At 67.5% G+C, this 22255-nt stretch carries 19 protein-coding genes; 12 read left to right on the forward strand and 7 right to left on the reverse strand.

Features of this window, described 5'->3' with window-relative positions; genetic code table 11:
- Positions 1-168 precede the first annotated feature (168 nt).
- The 3 genes from MXF70_RS02730 (at position 169) to arcS (ending at position 4954) form a co-directional block, all read left to right on the forward strand.
- Positions 169-2430, forward strand: coding sequence for a beta-glucosidase family protein (locus tag MXF70_RS02730; protein WP_248517184.1), 2262 nt, complete (start codon positions 169-171; stop codon positions 2428-2430).
- 198 nt (positions 2431-2628) lie between these two features.
- A complete protein-coding gene (locus MXF70_RS02735) occupies positions 2629-2817 on the forward strand; it encodes a hypothetical protein (protein ID WP_248517186.1) in 189 nt (62 codons plus the stop codon).
- Positions 2818-3106: 289 nt separating this feature from the next.
- A complete protein-coding gene (gene arcS / locus MXF70_RS02740; RefSeq protein WP_248517187.1) occupies positions 3107-4954 on the forward strand; it encodes an archaeosine synthase subunit alpha in 1848 nt (615 codons plus the stop codon).
- Between the two features lie 74 nt (positions 4955-5028).
- Here the strand turns inward: arcS and MXF70_RS02745 are convergent, their stop codons facing one another.
- Positions 5029-5247: a hypothetical protein gene (locus tag MXF70_RS02745; RefSeq protein WP_248517189.1), complete on the reverse strand. Its 219-nt coding sequence runs from the start codon at positions 5245-5247 to the stop codon at positions 5029-5031.
- Positions 5248-5333: 86 nt separating this feature from the next.
- Here MXF70_RS02745 and MXF70_RS02750 point away from each other — a divergent pair, with 86 nt between their 5' ends.
- The 6 genes from MXF70_RS02750 (at position 5334) to MXF70_RS02775 (ending at position 11487) form a co-directional block, all read left to right on the forward strand.
- Positions 5334-5990, forward strand: a complete 657-nt coding sequence (locus MXF70_RS02750) for an HAD family hydrolase (protein WP_248517191.1) — start codon at positions 5334-5336, stop codon at positions 5988-5990.
- A gap of 155 nt (positions 5991-6145) precedes the next feature.
- Positions 6146-7936, forward strand: coding sequence for a pyruvate kinase (gene pyk, locus MXF70_RS02755; RefSeq protein WP_248517193.1), 1791 nt, complete (start codon positions 6146-6148; stop codon positions 7934-7936).
- 123 nt (positions 7937-8059) lie between these two features.
- Entirely contained in the window at positions 8060-8461 is a 402-nt protein-coding gene (locus MXF70_RS02760) for a DUF7312 domain-containing protein (protein ID WP_248517196.1), read from the forward strand.
- Positions 8462-8563: 102 nt separating this feature from the next.
- Positions 8564-9121, forward strand: a complete 558-nt coding sequence (locus tag MXF70_RS02765; protein ID WP_248517198.1) for an NfeD family protein — start codon at positions 8564-8566, stop codon at positions 9119-9121.
- Between the two features lie 72 nt (positions 9122-9193).
- Entirely contained in the window at positions 9194-10339 is a 1146-nt protein-coding gene (locus tag MXF70_RS02770) for an SPFH domain-containing protein (protein ID WP_248517199.1), read from the forward strand.
- 530 nt (positions 10340-10869) lie between these two features.
- On the forward strand, positions 10870-11487 hold the full coding sequence (locus tag MXF70_RS02775; RefSeq protein ID WP_248517201.1) for a winged helix-turn-helix transcriptional regulator: 618 nt from the start codon (positions 10870-10872) through the stop codon (positions 11485-11487).
- A 150-nt stretch (positions 11488-11637) separates the two neighbouring features.
- Here the strand turns inward: MXF70_RS02775 and MXF70_RS02780 are convergent, their stop codons facing one another.
- The 4 genes from MXF70_RS02780 to MXF70_RS02795 form a co-directional block, all read right to left on the reverse strand.
- The gene (locus MXF70_RS02780; protein ID WP_248517203.1) at positions 11638-11880 is read right to left on the reverse strand and encodes a DUF7123 family protein; all 243 of its coding nucleotides are present in this window, start codon (positions 11878-11880) and stop codon (positions 11638-11640) included.
- A 247-nt stretch (positions 11881-12127) separates the two neighbouring features.
- Entirely contained in the window at positions 12128-12604 is a 477-nt protein-coding gene (locus MXF70_RS02785) for a hypothetical protein (protein ID WP_248517205.1), read from the reverse strand.
- Positions 12605-12704: 100 nt separating this feature from the next.
- Complete coding sequence (locus tag MXF70_RS02790; protein ID WP_248517207.1) at positions 12705-13160, reverse strand: GNAT family N-acetyltransferase; 456 nt, start codon at positions 13158-13160, stop codon at positions 12705-12707.
- 222 nt (positions 13161-13382) lie between these two features.
- On the reverse strand, positions 13383-15608 hold the full coding sequence (locus tag MXF70_RS02795) for a CDC48 family AAA ATPase (protein ID WP_248517209.1): 2226 nt from the start codon (positions 15606-15608) through the stop codon (positions 13383-13385).
- Positions 15609-16015: 407 nt separating this feature from the next.
- Here MXF70_RS02795 and MXF70_RS02800 point away from each other — a divergent pair, with 407 nt between their 5' ends.
- The gene (locus tag MXF70_RS02800; protein ID WP_248517211.1) at positions 16016-16426 is read left to right on the forward strand and encodes a hypothetical protein; all 411 of its coding nucleotides are present in this window, start codon (positions 16016-16018) and stop codon (positions 16424-16426) included.
- Positions 16427-16515: 89 nt separating this feature from the next.
- Positions 16516-17913 (forward strand): nickel pincer cofactor biosynthesis protein LarC, encoded by a 1398-nt coding sequence (larC, locus tag MXF70_RS02805; protein WP_248517213.1) that lies wholly within the window; start codon positions 16516-16518, stop codon positions 17911-17913.
- A gap of 261 nt (positions 17914-18174) precedes the next feature.
- On the opposite strand, the gene MXF70_RS02810 is transcribed toward larC, so the two are convergent.
- Both MXF70_RS02810 and MXF70_RS02815 read right to left on the reverse strand, forming a co-directional pair.
- Entirely contained in the window at positions 18175-18441 is a 267-nt protein-coding gene (locus MXF70_RS02810) for a hypothetical protein (protein ID WP_248517216.1), read from the reverse strand.
- A gap of 160 nt (positions 18442-18601) precedes the next feature.
- Entirely contained in the window at positions 18602-19363 is a 762-nt protein-coding gene (locus MXF70_RS02815) for a hypothetical protein (RefSeq protein ID WP_248517217.1), read from the reverse strand.
- Positions 19364-19453: 90 nt separating this feature from the next.
- Between MXF70_RS02815 and MXF70_RS02820 the strand changes: the two genes are divergently transcribed.
- Positions 19454-22018 (forward strand): beta-mannosidase, encoded by a 2565-nt coding sequence (locus MXF70_RS02820; RefSeq protein ID WP_248517219.1) that lies wholly within the window; start codon positions 19454-19456, stop codon positions 22016-22018.
- The last annotated feature ends 237 nt before the right edge of the window (positions 22019-22255 follow it).

The following is a 22255-nucleotide window of genomic DNA, read 5'->3' on the forward strand; positions in this document are numbered from 1 at the left end:
CACAAAACGAGCGACTGCGGACGTATTGGGATCGAAAAGTTGCCAACGTGGGAGGGTATTGGCAATATCTACCTGCGATCGCCAGTCGTCGGTTGCTGGTAACTCACGAGAGCAGGCAGTACCGTCGCCTGCCCGAACACCCAAGCAAGTTCGGCCAGCACTCCCGCTATGGATCACCAGACCGACCGCGTTCGAGAGCTCCTCGACGAGCTCACGCGCGGGGAGAAGCTCTCACTCGTCCACGGTCACGTGGACCCGACGCGAACGGCGACCGGCTACCTGCCGGGCGTCGAACGCCTCGACGTCCCCGACTTTCGGCTCGTCGACGGGCCCCTCGGCGTTCGGGTGCCGGGCACGCCCTCGACCGCATTTCCGGCACCGCTCGCGGCCGCGGCGACGTTCGATCCCGAACTCAGCCGGCAGAAGGGTGCTGCCATCGCTCGCGAGGCACGCGCGCTAGATCAGGACGTGCTGCTCGCGCCGGGACTGAATCTCATCCGCGTTCCCCACTGCGGGCGGAACTTCGAGTACTTCAGCGAGGATCCGGTGCTGACCGGCGCCTTCGCCGCAGCGTCCGTCGAGGGCGTACAGTCCGAGGACGTGATCGCTACGCCGAAACACTACGTCGCCAACAGCCAGGAGACCGACCGCGCCGTCGTCAGCGCCGACATCTCCGAGCGCGCGCTCCGTGAGCTGTATCTGCCCGGATTCGAGGCGGCCGTCGACGCCGGTGCGGGATCGGTGATGACGGCCTACAACCGCGTGAACGGCACGCACATGTCCGAACACGGCGATCTGGTCACGGACGTGCTCAAGGAGGAGTTCGGGTTCGACGGCTTCGTCGTCTCCGACTGGTACGGAACCGAGAGCACGGTCGCTGCCGCCAACGCCGGGCTCGACCTCGAGATGCCGGGCGTCTCGATGCAGGCGATGATGACGCCCGCGATGGAGGACGACACCGATATCGACGACGGCGGCGATTTGGACGGCGAGAGAAGCGACGAACCAGCCGACGAAATGCCCGAAGAGATGGACTTCGGCGAGCTCGAAGGCGGCATGCCAGATCCGGAGAACTACGACCAGTTCGGCGCGGCCCTCGGCGAGGCCATCGACGCTGGCGAGGTCCCCGAGTCTCGACTCGACGACATGGCCGCGCGGGTGCTCGGCCAGATGGCAGCCGCTGGCGCACTCGACGGGATCCGCGCGAGCGAAGCGAGTGCGGGCTCGGAGGACGAGCGTAGCGAGTCGTCCGGTGCGCGGACCGACGGCGCGCTCGACACCGACGAGCATCGCGAGCTGGCGAGTGAGATCGCTGCCCGCGGACAGGTGCTCCTCGAGAACGACGGCGTCCTGCCACTCGCCGACGACGCCGACGTCGCACTGATCGGCCCGAACCTCGACGAGCCGACGCTCGGCGGCGGTGGCTCCTCGGAGACGACGCCCGTCGAAGCGACCACGACCGCCGACGGGATCGAGGCGCGCGCGACGAGCGAGGGCGGCTCGGTGACGGTCGCGCAGGGCGTCCAGCGGATCGAGGACAAGTCAATATTCGACGTGGGCGAGGACGACGCGGATGGCGAGCATGCAGACGGTGGGAGCGATGCGGACGTCTCCATCGACGACGCCGTCGCCGCCGCCGAAGCAGCCGACGTCGCGGTGGTCGTCGTCCGCGATCAGGCGACGGAGGCCGCCGACCGCGAGGATCTCCGACTCCCGGGCGAGCAGGACGAACTCGTCGAGGCAGTCGCAGCCGCCAACGACCGGACGGTCGTCGCGATCCGCTCCAGCGGCCCGGTCGAACTGCCGTGGCGCGAGGACGTTGCCGCGGTCCTCGCCTCCTGGTACCCCGGACAGGCCGACGGCGAGGCGCTCGCCGCGGTCTGCTACGGCGACGTGGATCCCTCCGGACGGCTGCCCGTGACGTTCGCACCGGAGAGTGAGTACCCCGCGAGCGAGCCCGAGCAGTACCCCGGCGTCGACGGGACCGCCACCTACGAGGAGGGCGTCTTCGTCGGCTACCGGCATTTCGACGCGGGCCGGGGCGAGGCGACCTACCCGTTCGGCCACGGTCACTCCTACGCCGCCTTCGAGTACCGCGACGTAGAGGCGGTCGACGAGTCGACGGTCGCGGTGACCGTCGCGAACGTCGCCGAGCGCGACGGCCGCGAGGTCGTGCAGGCCTACGTCCGGCCGCCGGAGGCCGACTCGGCGGCGGACGAGCTCGATCGCCCGGTTCGCGAACTCGGTGGGTTCGCGACCGTGGACGTTCCCGCAGGCGAGAGTGCGCGCGTGACGATCAGTCTCGACGAGCTGGCCTTCCAGCAGTTCGACGAGGAGCAGGCGGGCTGGACCACGACGGACGGCGAGTACGCAGTCGAAGTCGGGCGATCCGCTGGCGATCTGCGCCTCGAGACGTCCGTCGATCGGTAACGGCTGACCCACGCCGGCCTGCCCTTTGATCAGCTTCGCTTGTCGCGAGACCATACCCGACCAGATCGCCGCGCAACGACGCGTTGGACCCCGATTTCTGCCCCGCTAGAGAGCGATGCAGCCAGTCGTCTACCACATTGTTTGTCCCACGTCAACACTTAACACTGTCGCAGTACTAGATGCACGTTGGACCAACCAATGAGCATCAAAGACGCGGTCCAGAACCTGCTCGGTGGATCGGACGACGCCAGCGCGGCGACGGCCGAGACGCCGGACGAACCCCCGACCCACGTTTGCCAGAGCTGTGGGGAGGAGTACTACTCGGACCCCGAGATGGAGATCGATACCTGCCGGAGCTGTGGCGGAATCAAAATCGAGCGGCTGTAGATCGCGTCGATGTCGGTTGGCATCTTTTGGGCCGCTTCAACGGTAACGAAGAGACGCTCGGCAGCCTGTGTGACAGAGCGGGCTGGAGGAACCGACGGCGTTACTCGATGGCGCACTCACAGGCGCTACTCGGTGACGCTTTCAGAGGCCCTGCTCAGTGACACTCTTCGACGACATTCCGTGAGGGCATTCCGTGACAGCATTCCACGACGGCATTCGGCAACGGCGCCCCACTGCGACGCTGCACGGACCGACACGCCTATTCGCCGAGCGATGCCGACGTTTGGGTATGACGGAGTACTTCGAGGTCCACGAGCGCGACGGGGCAGCCCGCGCCGGCGAGTTACGCCTGACCGACCCGGTCGCCACGCCCGCGCTCGTCGACGACGTCCTCGAGGACGCTGGTAGTCGCTGGAGCGAGGATCGCGACGTACCGAAAGCGGCGAGCGATGGCGACGGCGGTCCCGGGAGCGAGGCCGCCCTCACGATCCTTCCCCACCGCGGATTCCCCGCTGGAACCGATCCCGAGGTCCAGTCCTCCTTCCAGCCGGAGTATCCTGCGGTCGACTACCCGAGCGCGGCCGTGATCCACCAGGAGACCGCAGCAGCGCTCGGACAGGACGCCTACGTCCTCTCCACCGCGCAGGGGATCGTAGGCCACGCAGCGGCGTTCGTCGAGGCAATCGTGGGAGTTCGGGAGGCGATCGAGCCCGACGCCGCGCTCTACCTGCCCGGCGTCGCGACGCCAGGGAACGTCGCCACGCTCGCGTACGCGGGCGTCGACTGCTTCGACACCGACCGCGCAGTGATCCGGGGCACGCAGGGCTGGTATCTCACGCCCGATGGGGAGCAACGACTCGCGGACCTCGCTGGCGACGAACTGCCCTGCCCCTGTCCGGCCTGTCGCGGGCCGGCCGAGGAGTTCGATCGGGAGGACTGCATCGAGCACAACGTCGCCCAGCTTCGGGCCGAGTGTGCTCGCGTCCGTGCGAAGATCGACGACGGGACGCTCCGAGATTACGTCGAGGCGCAGGGCCGCCACGAGCAGTGGCACACGGCGTCGTTCCGCCGACTCGACCGCCAGTGGGAGTATCTCGAGGAGCGAACGCCGCTCACCCGCCGGGCCGAGATCACTGCAGCCTCCGAAGACACGCTCCGCCGCGTCGAGATCCAGCGCTACGCAGATCGGGTCACCTCACGCTACCGCCCGCGCTTCGATTCCCACCCGCTCGTGCTCGTGCCCTGCTCGGCGTCCAAACCCTACAGCGACTCACAGAGCCACGGACAGTTCCACGACGCGATCGACTTCCGCGGCCACGTCGTCTCGATCACGAGCCCGATCGGCGTCGTGCCCGCGGAGCTCGAACTCACCTACCCCGCCCAGCACTACGACTCGGTCGTAACCGGCGACTGGTCCGAGACGGAAATCGAGTTCGTCGCGAACGTGCTCAGCGCCTATCTCGAGCGCGCAGACTACCCCCGGATCGTCGCTCACGTACCCGAGGACTATCGGCCGATCGTCGAGCGGGCGATCGCGGCCGTCGGAGCGGACGACGGCGCGGCCGACGACGGCACCGACGCCGCCCCGCCGGTCGAGTACACCGTCGTCGACCACCCCACGACCGACGAATCGCTGGCGAACCTCGACGCCGCGCTCGACGGCGAGCTCCGCTACAGCAGGGGCCAGCGCTACCGCTCGATCGTCCGCGGGATCGCCGACTACATGATCGGCGACGGCGCCGGCGACGCGATCTTCGACGACGTCACCGTCCACGGCCGGTACCCCAAGCTGCAGGTCGACCGCGCCGGCAGCACGCGAGAGTCCGACGCCGAAGACGACCAGCTCGCGGCCGTCGTCCCGCAGTACGGGACATTGGCGTTCACGCTCAAGGGCGCGAAGCGGTGGGTCGACTCCGACGCCCCGGTCAAGACCGTCGAGATCGACGAGTTCGTTCCCCACGGCAGCGCGCTCGCACCAGGCGTCGTGGACGCTGACGACGCCATCCGGCCCGGCGACGAAGTGATCGTCGAGGGGCCGCTCGCCTTCGCCGTCGGCAGGGCTGCGATGTCCGGTCCGGAGATGCGACGGAGTTCCCGTGGCGTCGCGGTCGACGTGCGCCACGTCGAGGAGCGCTGAAGTTGCTGCGGGCGGACGTGCCACCGCGCTGACGTGAACCGGCTGCCTGAGGCCGAGAGGCCACGAGATGCGGTTCAGTCCTTCCCGGTGCTGGTCGGGAGACCAGCCCAACTCGAGAGGTGGCCGAGACAGTAGAAAAACGCGACCCAGCCGACGATCAGTCCGCCGACGATCACCGCGAAGTCGGCGAACGTCGTGCCGACGACGACCGCGTACCCGATCCCGAACGTCAGCAGGAACAGCGACGTTGCGAACAACACCAGGCACCGCGGCGCGCTCTCTGGAGGGTCCATACCCGTCGTACGATGGCCAGCTGCATGAAACTCCGTCGGCGGCACGCATCGCGGCATGGAAGTGGCCAGCGCCCGGAACCCGGGGTATGACCGACACTGCAGTCTGGTTCGACCTCGACGGCACGCTCTGTCAGTTCGACCAGTCCTTCGACGTGCTCGTACGCGACTCACTGGTCGCCGCCGGTGTGCGCAACCCGCCGGAGGCCGCCCACGACGTCTTCGCCGAGCGGATCTTCTCCGCACTCGAGGAGTGCGAGGCCGAACCGTTCGAACTGGCCTTCGAAGCCGTCGCCACGGAGCTCGGCGTCAGCGTCGACCCCGCGGAAGCGGCCACGGCCTACCGCGAAATCGAGGTCGAATCGACGACGCTCGTCGACGGTGCCCGGGAGACCGTCGAGACCGTCGCCGATCGGGCGGCGGCCGTCGGCGTGCTCTCCAACGGCGAGGGTGCACTCCAGCGCGAGAAGCTCGCTGCACACGGACTTGAGGACGCCTTCGACGCGGTCGTGATCTCGAACGAGGTCGGCGTCCGCAAGCCCGATACCGCGATATTCGCGACCGCGGCCGAGCGACTCGCCTCGAACGGCGTCGAGCCCGCCGAGCACGTCTACGTCGCCGACGAGTACGAGACGGACGTCGGACCGGCAGAACAGGCGGGCTGGACGGCGATCCACGTCCGGAACGACGAGGGACCGTCCGCGAGCGTGAACCAGCTGGGTGCGCTGGAGACGCTGTTGCTCTGAATCGGCGTCGACTGATCGGCGGCGCTGGCATGCGGACGTTCGCACACTGTTCGGTGTGAATCGCCCCGATCGCTCGGGGATTCGCCAGCCCACGGACGCTGACTCGGCAGCGAGTAACCACCGTGTTTTTCCCGGGGTCCGTCTATAGCTCTCCCATGCGCAATGCGAAGATCGTCTGCACGCTAGGGCCGGCCTCCGGCTCCCGTGAGACGATCCGAGAGCTGGCCCAGGCCGGGATGTCGGTCGCTCGGCTGAACGCCAGTCACGGAAGCCGCGAGGATCGACGCGCCATGATCGAGCGCGTCCGGTCGGTCGACCGAGAGCTCGACCGCCCCGTCGCCGTCATGCTGGACCTCCAGGGACCGGAGATCCGAACCGCGCCGATCGAGGCGCCCATCGAACTGGAGACCGGCTCGATGATCCGCTTCGTCGAGGGCGACGACGCGACGCCGGAGGAAGTCGGGCTGTCGATCCCGCTCGCTGGCGTCGAACCGGACGACCACGTCTTGCTCGACGACGGCCGCATCGAGACGATCGTCTCCGAGGTCGACGGCGACGACGTGATCGCCCGCGTCGTCGACGGCGGGGAGCTCGGCGGCCGCAAGGGCGTGAACGTCCCCGGCGTCGATCTCGAACTCGACGTCGTCACGGAGAAAGATCGGGCGGATCTCGAACTCGCAGCGGATCCCGGCGTGGATTTCGTCGCAGCGAGCTTCGTCCGGGACCGCGAGGACGTGCTCGAGGTCAACGGCGTGCTCGAGGACGTGGGCGCTGACGTGCCGATCATTGCGAAGATCGAGCGCGCCGGCGCCGTCGACAATCTGGAAGGGATCGTCGACGCCGCCTACGGCGTGATGGTTGCCCGCGGCGACCTCGGCGTGGAGTGCCCGATGGAGGACGTGCCGATCATTCAAAAGCGGATCATTCGGGAGGCTCGCTCCGCGGGCGTTCCGGTCATCACCGCCACGGAGATGCTCGACTCGATGATCGCCGAGCGTCGGCCGACCCGCGCGGAGGCCTCCGACGTCGCCAACGCCGTCCTCGACGGCACCGACGCGGTGATGCTCTCCGGAGAAACCGCCGTCGGCGAGCACCCGGTCCGCGTCGTGGAGGCGATGGACCGGATCGTCGAGGAGGCCGAGGAGAGCGACGAGTACGCCGAACTCCGGGAGCAGCGCGTCCCCGCCGCTGGCGAGAGCCGAACGGGAGCGCTCGCTCGCTCGGCGCGTTTCCTCGCGCGGGATCTCGGAGCGACGGCGGTCGTCGCCGCCTCCGAATCCGGGTACACCGCGTTGAAGACCGCGAAGTTCCGACCCGGCGTCCCGGTGGTCGCCACGACGCCCAGCGAGAAAGTTCGCAGACAGCTGGCGCTCTCCGGCGGCGTCATCCCGATGACGAGATCGTTCGTCGAGGGCGGTGCCGACAAGGTCGTCGAGACCTCCGTCGAGTCCGCGCTGGACGCCGGGGTCGCCGACAGCGGCGACACGGTCGTCGTCCTCTCCGGGATGATGACCGAGCTCGAGGGCGCGCAGACGACGAACATGCTGAAGGTCCACGTCGCTGCGGAGACAATCGCCACCGGTCGCTCCGTCGTCGCAGGACGGGTCACCGGGCCCGTCTCGCGAGCACCCGACGGCGATCTGACGTCCGTCGAGGCAGGCTCTATCCTCGTTCTCGACGACTCCTTCGACGCGGAGTTCACCGGCGATGCCTCCCGGCTGGCCGGGATCGTCGACGCCCGCGAGGGGATGACCGGCTACCCGGCGATGGTCGCGCGCGAACTCGAACTGCCGATGATCAGCGGTGCGACGGTGGACGACTGGATCGGCGCTGGTGACGTGGTGACCCTCGGCGCCGAGCGCGGCGTGGTCTACGCCGGCACCATCGAACGCGGGCGCGACGGGCGGGGAGCGGATCCGGACCGCGAGCAGTCGGATCGCCCCTGATCGGCACGCAAGGTCGGCACGTCGGGATCGGGGGGTACGCGGCAGGGGAGAGCGCAGGGGACAGAGTAGGCGCAGGGCAGGGCAGGACGCGGCCTTTTTGCGTCGGGGCGCCGACCAGTAGGTATGAGCGACGATTCGGACGGCTTCGAGTGGGTCGGAGCGGACGACGAATCGTCCGGTGCGGCGAGTCAGGACGGCGATTCGGGTAGCGGCGGCGGTGCCGATGGTGTGGGGACCGAGGATCCAGACCGATTCGAGAGCGGCGGGGATGCGACACCCCACGACGGCGACGACTCGAGGCCAGACGCCGAGAAGAACGCGGCAACCAACGCGGCATCTGACGACGAAGAGGAGGAGTACGAACCCTCGATCGCCGGCGTGTTCGGCGCTCGATCGGAGGAGGCGCCGCCGCGGCCGGAGATCGTCCCCGAGACGCCGGAGCTCGAAAACGTCCTCTTCGTGGTGCTCGGGGTCCTGCTGGGGCTGTTCGTTATCTATCGAGCGGTCGTGGTGTTCGGCGGCTGAGGGTCGGCGGCCGAGTGGGGCAGTACGTCGATCGGCACCGGAATCGTCGTTTCAGGGTCGCACCAGCGGAAGGATTAATCGGCCGTGGCGGGAAGGTGAGCTATGGCAGTCTTCGGATTCGAGTTGCCAGTCCTCCTGATGTTGATCGGGCTTGGCCTCATGATCGCCGAGGCGATGTCGCCGGGCGCACACCTCATCGTACTCGGCGTCGCCCTGCTGTTCGCGGGGATGCTCGGCGTCGTCGTCACGCCGCTGGCCTCGCCGATCGCACTCGCTGGGACGACGCTTGCGATCGGTGCGGTCGCACTGTTCGTCTATCGCGAGTACGACCTCTACGGCGGGACGACGGCCCAGACCAGCAGCTCGGACTCGCTTCGGGGCGCGACCGGCCGGGTCCTCGACAGGGTGACCGAAACCGACGGACGCGTGAAGCTCGACGACGGCGGCTTCAATCCCATCTACCAGGCCCGCGCCGTCGACCGGACGATCGAGGAGGGCGAGGAGATCATCGTCGTCGATCCGGGTGGTGGCAACGTCGTCACGGTCACCGCACTGGACGGGTTGGAGGACGACCAGATCGATCGGGAGCTGGCCCGCGAGAGCGACGACGGGACGGGCGACGAGCCAGTCGGCGAACCCGAGTCGGCCTCCGGCGCCTGAGGAGGTCAGTGCGAACGAGGGGCGATCGCCGGGCTGCAAGGATTTTTAACGGCGCTTCGTGAAGAAGTAACTATGATCGAGGTCCTCCCGCTCCAAGGGGTCACGCAGGGCGTGACGATCATCGGTGCCGTCCTGTTGATCCTCGCAATCGTGGCCGTCGCGAGCTCTATCGAGATCGTGAACGCCTACGAGAAACGAGCCCTGACCGTCTTCGGTGAGTACCGCAAGCTCCTCGAACCGGGGATCAACTTCGTTCCCCCGTTCGTCTCGAAGACCTACACGTTCGACATGCGAACCCAGACGCTGGACGTCCCGCGCCAGGAGGCGATCACCCGGGACAACTCGCCGGTCACCGCCGACGCCGTCGTCTACATCAAGGTGATGGACGCGAAGAAGGCGTTCCTCGAGGTCGATAACTACAAGAACGCCGTCTCCAACCTCGCCCAGACCACGCTCCGCGCCGTACTCGGCGACATGGAACTCGACGACACCCTCAACAAGCGCCAGCAGATCAACGCCAAGATCCGCACGGAGCTCGACGAGCCCACCGACGAGTGGGGTATCCGGGTCGAGTCCGTCGAAGTTCGCGAGGTCAACCCCTCGCCCGACGTCCAGCAGGCGATGGAGGAACAGACCTCCGCCGAGCGCCGTCGCCGCGCCATGATCCTCGAAGCGCAGGGTGAACGCCGCAGTGCAATCGAGACGGCCGAGGGTGACAAGCAGTCCAACATCATCCGCGCCCAGGGTGAGAAGCAGTCCCAGATCCTCGAGGCCCAGGGTGACGCCATCTCCACCGTGCTGCGAGCCCGCTCCGCCGAGTCGATGGGCGAGCGCGCCGTCATCGAGAAGGGGATGGAGACCCTCGAAGCGATCGGCCAGGGCGAGTCCACGACGTTCGTGCTCCCACAGGAGCTGTCCTCGCTCGTCGGCCGCTACGGCAAACACCTCACCGGGTCGGACGTCCAGGGCGACGGCGCAGAGCTCGACTCGCTCGACTTCGACGCCGAAACCCGCGAGATGCTCGGGCTCGACGACATCGACAAGATCCTGCAGAACATCGACGAGGAGGCCGACATGCAGGGCGCGATCGAGGAGATCGAGGAGCAGGCCGAGGCGGTCAAAGAGGGCCAGACCTCCACGAACATCAAGGACCCCGACGAGGTCGTCGACGAAGCAGACGACGAGTTCGAGTTCGACAACGATTCGAAGGACGCCTGAGCGCGCGATCGAATCGGTTTGGAAGTCGCTTGCTTCTGGTCAGTCGGTTTGTGAGCGGTCGATCTGACTAAAGGGGATTGCAGTTTCAGGTGGGTCGAGCGCCCAGCGAACCGCTACGGAAGCCCCCTCCCGCTCGACCGTCCGCGACTCGCTGCGCGCTTCGCTCACTACGTTCGCTGCAGTGCTTGCTTCGTCGGGGCCGGATCGAGCGGTCGGCCCCTTCCGAAGTCCCACCCTGTGATTCACCCAGTCGAGCGAAGTCCCTGTGGTCAGCGATGGCACGCGTTTCGGCGGTGGCCGAAGAGCGCAGCAAGCCCCGGATCATCGAGCGCTTGGGGCTTTCGGGATCCGCAATTCCAGAGCACCACCTATCCAGATTGCAGTATCCAGTCGTCCCAGAGTGCCCACCACCGATGGTTCCCGGATCGGATCCCGGTCGATACCACCGCTGTCCGCCGACGCAACCCTTTTTGCAGCGCGGACCGGGGAACCACCAACGGACGTAACCGTCCACCAACCGTACTACTACCATGACCGACCGGGGCGTCGACGAGGACAAGCGGGCCACGCTGCGACGGTTCGCAGCGCTCGGTGCCGCGATCCCCACGGGGCTCGCTGCATCCGGCAGCAGTGGTGCCGCGGAGGGTAGCGACGCCCGCGAGGCGATCGTGGGCTACCTCTCGGCGACGCCCGGCGCTCACTTCTCGAAGGTCCGGGACGATCTCCGGCTGGGCACCGGCGAGACCCAGCACCATCTCCGACAGCTATCGGCCGACAGCGCCGTCGTCCGGGAGGAAGACGGCGACTACGCCCGGTACTACCCCGCAGACACGTTCTCCGACGTCGAGCGGACGGCACTCGCCGCGTTGCGAAAGGAGACCCCGCGAGCGATGGTACTCGCGCTGCTTCGGGAGCCGGGGCAGTCCGGTGCGAGTCTCGCCGAAACCGTCGGCGTCTCCCGACCGACGGTCAGCCGGCACGCTGGAACGCTGGAATCCGCCGAACTCCTCAGTCGTGACGACGAGGGCTACCGGCTCGAACAGCCAGAGACCGTGCTGGCACTGGTGGTGCGGTACGCGAACTCCTTCGACGCCGACGCGGTCGCACTCGCGAGCGAGGCCGACGATCTGATCGCTTTCGATCCCTGAGAGCGGCGCCGTTCGAGAGAGAGAGAGAGCTGAGCGACTGACAGTCCGACGCTGCATTGGTAAAAACCGTGAGCCACAGGTTTGGAACCGCACGACCGCAGCCACAAGTGGGTTCGCGACGGAAATTTGGGGTCGGCGCGATTATGCCCCTTACACGGTTACTTTCCACGTGGTGGACGACGAGTAGCCCCACCGCTCGACGTCGAGATCGAGGTCGCCGTCGGCGATGGCGGTCATGTTCGTTCCCACTTCTTTGGCGCTCAGGCCGAGCTCCTCGGCGATGAGTCGGGACTTGAAGTACGTCTTCGCGTGCACCTGCTCGCGAAGGTAGCCCAGGATCTGCTGTTGTTTGTCCGTGAGGCTGGTTGCCGAGACAGCGGCGGTCGCGCTCATATCTACACGAAATGCTGGAACGCCCTTAGCGAGTTTGGTACGGTCGTGTAACGCGACGCCTGCTTGCGATTTTGGGAAATTTCTCCCCAGCCCCAGCGGTGGCGATCCGTCGTGCGCGGCGCAGACGATGGCAGTTGGTACGGTCGGGTACGCGTCGAGTGAGACCCGGTGCGGTGGAGGAGTGGACCAATCGAGAGCGCCAGTCAAACGCACTGTTCGAATGCGCTCGGTCCCGATCGATCTCCGATCAGGGCCGGAGCGGGAGCGTCCCGTGGCCATTTGTCTGCATGAACTCCCGATTGCGATCCGGCCACTCCAGCAGCCGGTTCCGCAGCAGATCGCCGTCGGCAGTCGTCGGCTCCGGGCCGCCGACGGCCGCGATCAGCGCCAGCAAGAGGCCACCGCCGTATCCGAACAGAAACGTCACGCCGGTCAGCACGGTGATCGAGACGACCACTCTGGCGAGGCGCGTGCGAAACGGCGGATCTCCACCATTCACAGCCCCATCGCCGACGACCCGGCGGCCGACGACCGCGAGAAAGGACCCACCGATGAGAACCGCGACGAGCGCGGTGGCGCCGTACACCGCGATCGGCGGAAGGCCTCCGGTGGCGAGCAGGCCGTACACCAGCACGAGGTCGGCAAGTACGACGAAGATCCCGAGGATGACCGTCGCGATCCCCGGCGGACCGCCGTTCTCGATCGGCGTCTGGGCGGGCGACATGGCTGGAGGTCGTCGGTTCAGCCCTTCAAGCTACTGCACTGTGTCATAGACTGCAACCGAGCCATCCACGGTCGGACGTCGGATCCGCCGGTCGATCGCGTTAGGACGGATCGAGATACCGAACGTACCCGGTCTTCTCCTCGCGATCGAACCCACAGTCCTCGTAGAACTGGTGGACGGCGTCGGATTCACGCCCGGTCAGCAGCATGACCTTGTAGCAGCCCGCAGCGTCGGCGACGTCGAACCCGTGCTCGACAGCCGCGGTGCCAAAGCCCTGTCCGCGGTACGCCTCGTGTGTCACGACGTTCTCCATCACCGCCCACGGCCGCACGTCGTGCGTGAGATTCCGCGTCACCGACACCATGCACGTCGCGACGACGCGGTCGTCGTGCTCGACCGCGACGATCGTCAGCGAGTCCTCGGCGAGCATCGTCTCGAACTCCTCGCGAACCGCCGGATCCACGGGATCGAGCGACTCGTTGCTCGTGCTCAACATTTCGTAGAGCGCCAGCAGCTCGTCGAGTTCGTCCTCGTGAATGGAGCGGGCCGTGGGCATTGCAGTACGGCTAGTCAACCTCAGGCAATCACAAAATGCGTTCCCCCACGGCTGCCGGCTTCAGTCCAGCACACCGCGAGCGCGCAAAGCGCGCGAGCGGTTTGACCGATAGCGAGGGCGGAGCCCGAGCTATCGGCCTTTTTTGGTGGAGATTTTTTCGTGGTGGGTTCCCGCAGGTCGCGCTCTGCGCGACCGAGGAAACCCTCCTCGAAAAAAGGTCCGCTATTGGAACCCGATACGGCTGCCTCTGCGCCCGCGGCCGGGCTCGGCGCTGCCGCCGCGGAACTCCTCTTCGACGCCGTCGTAGTACTCCAGTAGCTCCTCGGTGATCGTCGGACGCACCGTCTCCATCGCGCCGCGGAAGTGTTTCATCTCGACCTCCTCGGCCTCGTCGTCGTCCCGGAGCGCCTCGATGGCGGCCTCGCGGGCGATCGTCTCGAGGTCGGAGCCGACGTAGCCGTCGGAGCGCTCGGCGATCTCACGCAGGCTGACGTCGGCGGCCAGCGGCGTGTCGCCGGTGTGGATCCGGAGGATCTGCTCGCGGCCCTCCTGATCGGGCTGGCCGACCATGACGAGCCGGTCGAAGCGCCCGGACCGGATGAGCGCGGGATCGATCATGTCGGGGCGGTTCGTCGCGCCGATGACCATCACGTGCTCCATCTCCTCGAGGCCGTCCAGCTCGGTCAGCAGCTGGTTGACGACGCGCTCGGAGACGTTGCTCCCCATCTCCTGGCTCCGATTCGGCGCCAGCGAGTCCAGTTCGTCGAAGAAGATCACCGTCGGTGCGACCTGCCGGGCCTTCCGGAACGTCTGGCGGATCGCCTTCTCGGACTCGCCGACCCACTTGCTGAGGAGCTGCGGGCCGCGCACCGAGATGAAGTTCGCGTTGGTCTCGTTGGCGACGGCTTTCGCCATCAGGGTCTTCCCGGTGCCCGGCGGGCCGTAGAGCAGTATCCCTTTCGGCGGTTCGATGCCCATGCGGACGAACCGCTGAGGATCGCGCATCGGCCACTCGACGGACTCTTTGATGTCGCGTTTGGCCTCGTCGAGACCGCCGACGTCGTCCCAGGAGACCTTCGGAAGCTCGACGAGTACCTCCCGCATCGCGGAGGGTTCGACCTCGTTGAGCGCGCCGCGGAAGTCGTCGCGTTTGACGATCATCCGGTCGATGAGGCTCGGCGGGATGTCTTCCTCGTCGAGGTCGATCTCGGGGAGGTAGCGCCGCAGAGCTTTCATCGCGGCCTCCTTCGTCAGGCTCTCGATGTCCGCGCCGACGAACCCGTGGGTCTCGTCGGCGAGGTGGCCAAGATCGACGTCGTCGGAGAGCGGCATCCCGCGAGTGTGGATCTGCAGGATCTCCTCGCGGCCAGTCTCGTCGGGGACGCCGATCTCGATCTCGCGGTCGAAGCGACCCGGACGGCGGAGCGCGGGGTCGACGGAGTCGACGCGGTTCGTCGCCGCGATGACGATGACCTGCCCCCGCGATTCGAGGCCGTCCATCATCGTCAGCAGCTGGGCGACGACGCGGCGCTCGACTTCGCCCGTGACGTCTTCGCGTTTGGGCGCGATGGAGTCGAGTTCGTCGATGAAGATGATCGACGGCGACTCCTCGGTCGCGTCCTCGAAGATCTCCCTGAGTTGCTGTTCGGACTCACCGTAGTACTTCGAGATGATCTCCGGGCCGGCGATAGAGAAGAAACTCGCAGAGGTCTCGTTGGCCACCGCTTTCGCCAGCAGCGTCTTGCCGGTCCCGGGCGGGCCGTGGAGCAGGACGCCCTGGGGCGGCTCGATCCCCAGCTTCTTGAAGATCTGGGGGTGCTTCATCGGCAGCTCGACCATCTCTCGCACCCGCTGGATCTCCCCGGAGAGCCCGCCGATGTCCTCGTAGGTGATGCCGCCGCCGGTCTTCTCGAAGCCGGAGATCGGCTCCTCGCGAAGCTCGACGTCGGTGTCCTCGGTGACGAGGACGACGCCCTCGGGCTCGGTCTCGACGGCGATCAGCGGGATCGCCTGCCCCGGAGATCGCATGAACGGATGGTTCGTCGAGGACATGACCGGGACGATGTCGCGCTCGACGACCGGCCGCTTGAGGATCTGCCGCTTGACCATGCCCGCGGCGTCGGAGCCGAACTGCACGGACGCCTCCTCCGGCGGCGCGAGCACGAGCGAGTCCGCTTTCGTCGCTTCGGCTTTCCGGATTTCGACGCGCTCGCCGATCCCGACGTCGGCGTTCTGACGCGTGAACCCGTCGATGCGGACGGTGTCGGTGTTCCAGTCCTGGCGGTCGGCGCGCCAGACCTTGGCCGCGGTCGAGTCCGCCCCCTCGATCTCGATGATGTCGCCGGGAGAGAGCTTCAGGTGGAGCAGCGTGTCCGGATCCAGCCGGGCGATGCCTCGCCCAGAGTCGTTGGGGTAGGCCTTCGCGACTTCGAGTTGGACTTCGTTCATTGGTGGGGAGGGTTGTGCCGTGCTCGGGTGCGGCGCCCGATATGTCTTGTGCTGGTGCGCGACCGTCTGCAGCTCCGAGATTTCGGCCTCGCGCTACCCGGGAGAGGACGCCACCGGCCGTCGGTGCCTCGCGGCACAGCAACGGCGGCGCTGGTCGGCCGCGGCCACAGCAGTCCCTGATGGCCCACCCGCTGGTGACCGATCGTGCGCTCTGCCCCTCGTGCCGGTCGCGTTCTGTGCAAATCCATGGTTCGTGCTAACATCCCGAACTGCGGTCCCTGTCGACTTAGGAATATCGGCGCTACCGTCAGACGAACGTCCGACGGCAGGCGGCCGACCCGCCCGACATCGGCCGGCCTCGTAGCAGTCCCCAGCGCATTTAGTGACCCGGTGCGTGCGCTGAACCGATGGTGTACACGGACCCCGACGAGGTGCCCTGGAGCGCGTATCTCGCGCTCGGTGGGATCTTCGCGGTGATCGTCGCCGCGCTCCTCCCCTGGTTCACCCAGAACGGCGACCCGACGACGGGGCTGGCGTACGACGACGGCTACACCACGATGGGGGTCGCGCTGGCCACGCTCGCGCTCGGCGCGGCGTTCGAGTGGGGCATCGTCGCGCGTCTCGGCGGGGCGCTCGCGAGCGTGGTCACGATCGCCGTCGGGTACAACGCCTGGGACCAGATCACCGACTACCCGACCCACGAGCCGAAGCTCGGCCTCTACCTGACGGTGCTGGGCGGCCTCCTCCTCCTGATCGCCGTGATCTGGGGATCGGTCGACGCGTACACCGACGACGGTGACACCGACGGCGTCGCCTGAAACCGAGCACGGACCGCTGGCGCCAGTCCAGTGACGGCGGCTTGGGGCCGACCGCGGCGCTTTTCGGGACGCCCCGCCTGCTCGAGAGTATGACGACGCTCGCCTTCGACGGCCGAACCGGTGCGAGCGGCGACCTCCTCCTCGGCGCGCTCCTCGCTGCCGGCGCCGATCGCGCGGCGCTCGAACCGATCGAAGACGCGCTCCCGGTCAGCTACGACGTCGAGTCCGTCGACGAGGTCGGGATCCAGGCGACACGGGTTCGCGTGCTACTCGACGAGACTCACGACGATAGCGAGCACACTCACGAGCACGGGGCCAAACACGATCACGCCCACGAGCAGGGAACTGAGCAGGAGCACACCCACGATCACGCGGCGGATCACGACCACGAGCACGAACACTCCCACGGCACGGACCACGGTCACGACCACACCCACGACAACACGGCCGCGCACGGCCACGAGGAGCCGACCCCAGCGGAGGGCCACGGCCCGCACCGCTCCTACACCGAGGTTCGGGAGATCGTCGCGGAGCTGCCGATCTCCGAGGCCGCACGCGAGGACGCACTGGCGATCTTCGAGCTGCTCGGCGAGGCCGAGGCGGCGGTCCACGGCACCGACCTCGACGCGACGCATTTCCACGAGGTCGGTGCCGACGACGCGATCGCGGACGTGGTGGGGTTCGCGGTGCTCCTCGAGGATCTCGGCGTCGATTCCGTCGAGACGACGCCGGTCGCGGCTGGCGGCGGCGAAGTCCAGTCGAGCCACGGAACCTACCCCGTGCCGGCACCGGCAGTCGTCGAGCTGGCCGAGCGCGCGAGCTGGGAGCTCGAACACGGCCCAGTCGATCGCGAACTGCTGACGCCCACGGGCGCGGCGATCCTAGCGCACGCCGCCGAGGGGCGCCGCCGCGTTCCACCGCTGGGGATCGCAGGCTCGGGCTACGGCGCCGGCGGCTACGATCTGGGTAACCGCCCGAACGTGCTGCGAGCGGTCGTCGGCGAAGACCGCGGCGAGTTCGAGTGCCAGCCCATCTCGGTGCTGGAGACGAACGTCGACGACGTCTCGCCGGAGGTGCTCGGCGATCTACAGGCGTCGCTGACTGCGGTCGGCGCGAAGGACGTCTCGATCGTCCCGACGACGATGAAGAAGTCCCGACCGGGTCACCTCGTGAAGGTGATCGTCGATCCCGCCGATTCGGCGGCCGTCGCCCGACGGCTCGCCGAGGAGACCGGCACGCTCGGCGTTCGCGAGGCCGGCGCGGCCCACCGCTGGGTCGCGGAGCGCCGGATCGAGCAGGTCACGCTGTCGGTCGACGGCGACGACCACGAGATCGCGGTGAAGATCGGCACCGACGCCGACGGCGATTGGTTCGACGTCAGCGCGGAACACGACGACGCCGCAGCGATCGCACGCGAGGCCGGAGTTCCCGTCCGAGAGATCAGTCGACGGGCGGAAGCCGCCGCGCGACGGCAAATCGACGGATAGCTACAGCGAATCGGGCGCCAGATTCGAGAAATCCACGGTCGTCGTAGATTGCCCCGGATTCATTCCTGAATGGGCCTTATATCGATATGATTCCTTTCGTTCGTACCAGGGTCAGCCTTTTACATTGCCATGCGAACAGTTGACGTGGATGCCTCCCACAGACCGAACATCGACCGACTCGACGCCTGATGCGGCGCCCGACGAACTCGAAGGATCGGCGACGACGGCGGCGGCGAAGACGGCACCAACGACGGAGACAGCTCAGAGGACGACGAGGGCCCATACCACGACGACGGCTCCGACAACGACCACCACGTCCCGATCGATCGGCACGACGCGATCCATCGCGACAGCGACAATCAGGGCCGCGACACCAGGTGCAGACGACTGTCCACACTGTGGGACCGGCACGATCAACTGCCAGGGCAGGATCGACTGCCCGGCGTGTGCGTGGACGGAGGCGCGATCCGCGAGGTAGGCCCACCTCTGTCGACCATTCCAGTTGCCTCGGTCCCGGCCGATCCTCACTGGCATACACGTCCGGTCACGGCCCGGCGGTTGTCCCGGGCCGATCCCCCCGCCTACTGTTCCTGCAGTGCTCCGTACGGTCGACGCGTCAGATCCGTGGCGGCAACTGAATCGAAGCGATCATCGGCAAAATCGCAGTCCGCGATCAGGACGAGACCGCTCAGTCGTCGCGATGTTCCTGGAGCGCCTCTTCGACGGTGAACTCCCCGCTGGCGACGCGACGGGCGAGCTGTTCGTCGATCGCACGGTTGTCCTCGCCGGCGTCGCGTGAGCGCACCTGAATCCGCCGGAGCTCGCCAACGGTGGGATCGACGTCCCGGGCCTCGATCACCTCGCCCGACCGCCGGGCGATGTTCGCCGCCGCGAGCACGTCGCCCATGCCGCTGGCGCCCGCACCGAGCGACGGCGTCGTTCCGGTCTCGTCGACGAGTTCGACGCGAACGTCGCCGAGTGCGTCGACGAGTCGAGCGCCCTGGAGCCGTGCGCCGTCGCCGATGCGTACGATCGGATCCGGCGCCTCGTCGAGCTCCTCCCGGACGATCTCGCCGACGTCGGCCAGTGGCACGTGGTAGGCCGCGATGACGGTATCTCCGACGAGCACCGCGACGCCGGGGCGATCGCCCGGATCGATCCCGACGACGAGCTGGCCATCCTCCCCACGGGCGAGCTGCAGCGCCGCCTCGACGGCGGTCCGCGGGTCGCCTGGCTCCGCGCCGACGATCTCGAACTCCTCCTGAGCGCCGTCCGATTCCCTGTACTCCGCCCGAGCGCCCTCGACCTCGTCCGCCGCGACGATCAGCACCGAGGCCGACTCCGGCAGCGGTTCGCCCTGCTCGACCGTGGTGAAGACCGCGTCGCGATCCCGGAGCTCCGCGACCACGTCGTGATACACCTCGAAATCCTCCGTCGCGACGACGATCACGTGGGGACTTGGCGCCTCTGGAAAATAAGATCGCTGGACGACATCACCCGGATGAGTCAGCTACAAGGCAACGCGCAAGCGCGTAAAAATATGGTTGCGCAGATCACCCGACAGTCGCTCGCGGGCGAGTGGACAGTCCGCCAGACCGGCGCCACGCCCACCGACGCCCCCGCGAACGCTGGTCTCGACGGCTCGCTCGCCGCCGAGGTGCCCGGCGACGTCTACCACGACCTGCTCCGGGCCGATGAGATTCCGGATCCCTTCGTCGAGGACACCGAACTGGACGTCCAGTGGGTCGGCGAGACCGACTGGACCTACGAGACGACCATCGAGGTCGACGACGCGATCGCCCACGACGAACACCGGCTCGTCTTCGAGGGGCTCGACACCGTCGCCGAGGTCTCCTTCAACGGCGAGGTCGTCGGGACCAGCGACAACATGCACCGCCGATACGAGTTCGACGTCGGTGCGGCGCTGGAGGCCGGCGAGAACGAGATCGCCGTCGCCTTCGAATCGCCGGTCGAGTACGCCGCCGAGCGCGCGAACGCCTACCCCTACGAGGTCCGATCGATCGAGTTCCCCGTCGAGCAGCCCCACCGGAACTTCATCCGGAAGGCGCAGTGTCACTTCGGCTGGGACTGGGGCACCTGTCTGCCCACGATGGGAATCTGGCGAGACGCCGAACTTCTGAGTTTCTCCGAGCCCCGGATCACCGACGTCGCGGTCGGGCAGGACCACGACGACGGTACTGTCGAGCTCGACGTGGATCTCCGCGTCGAGGCACCGGCGGCCGGCGAGCACGACGTCACCGTCGCGATCGACGACGCCGAGATCGATGCCGCGTCGACGACGACCGTCTCGATCGACTCCGGCATCTCCGAACCGACCGTCTCGCTGACCGTCGAGGATCCCGATCTGTGGTGGCCCGCCGGCCACGGAGACCAGCCGCTCTACGACCTGACCGTCGAACTCTCGACTCCCGGGGGAACCACGGCCGACGCCGCCAGCGAGCGGATCGGCTTCCGCGAGATCGAACTCGTCCGGGAGCCAGACGGCGACGCCGACGAACCCGGCGAGTCCTTCGGCTTCGAAGTGAACGGCCAGCCGATCTACGCGAAGGGCGCGAACTGGATCCCGACCGACGGCATCCCGACGCGCGTCGACGACGCAGATTACGAGCGGCTCCTCTCCGACGCCGTCGACGCGAACATGAACATGATTCGCGTCTGGGGCGGCGGGATCTACGAGCGGGACGCCTTCTACGAGACCTGCGACGAGCAGGGGCTGCTCGTCTGGCAGGACTTCATGTTCGCCTGTGCGCTCTACCCCAGCGACGACGAGTTCCTCGACACCGTCGCCGCCGAAGCCGAGTATCAGGTTCGGCGACTCGCCTCCCACCCCTCGATCGCGCTGTGGTGTGGGAACAACGAGAACGAGGAGATGCTCCGGGAGTGGATCGGTGAGGACGCCGAAGATTACGACACCTACTCCGACGACTACGACGCGCTCTATCTCGACACTCTCGGTCCCATCGCGGAGCAGTACGATCCCGACGATCGCGCGTTCTGGCCGGCCTCGCCGCACAGCTCGAGCCCCGACGTTCTGCCCAACGACAACCGCGAGGGCGACGTCCACTTCTGGGACGTCTGGCACTCCGGCAAGCCGTTCTCGGCCTACCTCGACGCCGAGCCGCGGTTTGCCTCCGAGTTCGGCTACCAGTCGTTCCCCTCGATCGAGACGCTTTCCGAGGTGCTCGACCCCGCAGACATGAACCCGACGGCGCCGCTGATGGAGCACCACCAGCGCAACCCCGGCGGCAACGGACGGATCCTCCAGCGGATGGTCGACCACTTCCGGGTCCCCTTCGACATGGGCGATTTCGTCTACCTGAGCCAGGTCCAGCAGGGGCTCGCGATCGAGACCGCCATCGAGCACTGGCGACGCATCAAACCACACTGCGGCGGGACGATCTACTGGCAGCTCAACGACATGTGGCAGGTCGCCTCCTGGTCGTCGATCGAGTACGGCGGTCGCTGGAAGGCCTTGCAGCACATGACGCGGCGGTTCTACGCGCCGGTGCTCGTCTCGATCGTCCCCGTCGACGATGACGGCGATCCGATCGGTCGCGACGAGGATCCCGCAGCCGCGCAGGTCTGGGTGACCAGCGACGAACCCCAGGCACTCGACGGCGACGTCGAAATTGCGGCGGAGACGTTCGACGGCGAGACGATCCACGCCGAGACCGTCGCGGCGGACGTCGGCCCCCAGGAGAGCGCCGTCGTCGCCACGCTCGACCCCGACGCCCTCGGCGAGGACGACGTCGACGCCGATCTGACGGACCTCCTGCTCCGCGCGGAGTACACCGGTCCCGAGGAGTCCTACGTTGCCCACGAAGTGCTGAACGTCTACAAGCAACTCGACCTCCCCGACGTCGATCTCGACGTGACCGTCGAGGGCGATGAAGTGACGGTGGCCGCCGACGCGGCCGCGCTCTACGTCCGGCTCGGCCCCGGCGAGCTCCAGGGCCACTTCTCGGACAACTTCTTCCACCTCGCTGCCGGCGAGGAGCGCACCGTGACCTTCGATCGCCAGGACGGCGAGGACGGTGCCCTCGACGACGCGCTCACCCTGACCCACCTCCGCGAGACGTACTGAACGGCGTCAACCGCTATCTTTCGATTCTCGGCATCGATCGCACTACAGCAGCGGGCACCGCTGCCGGCTACACTTTGCTACACCGTCCACGAATGGCGCTCACCTCGCCTACCACGGGGCGGGACTCCGAAAGGGGCCGACTGGTCGACCGTGTAGACGAAGCAAGCACCGCAACTGAGCGAACGCAGTGAGCGAGGTGAGGAGCGCAGCGAGTGTACACGGTCGAGCGGGAGGGGG

It is taken from the genome of Salinarchaeum laminariae (assembly GCF_023204835.1).
GTDB classification, from domain to species: domain Archaea; phylum Halobacteriota; class Halobacteria; order Halobacteriales; family Salinarchaeaceae; genus Salinarchaeum; species Salinarchaeum laminariae.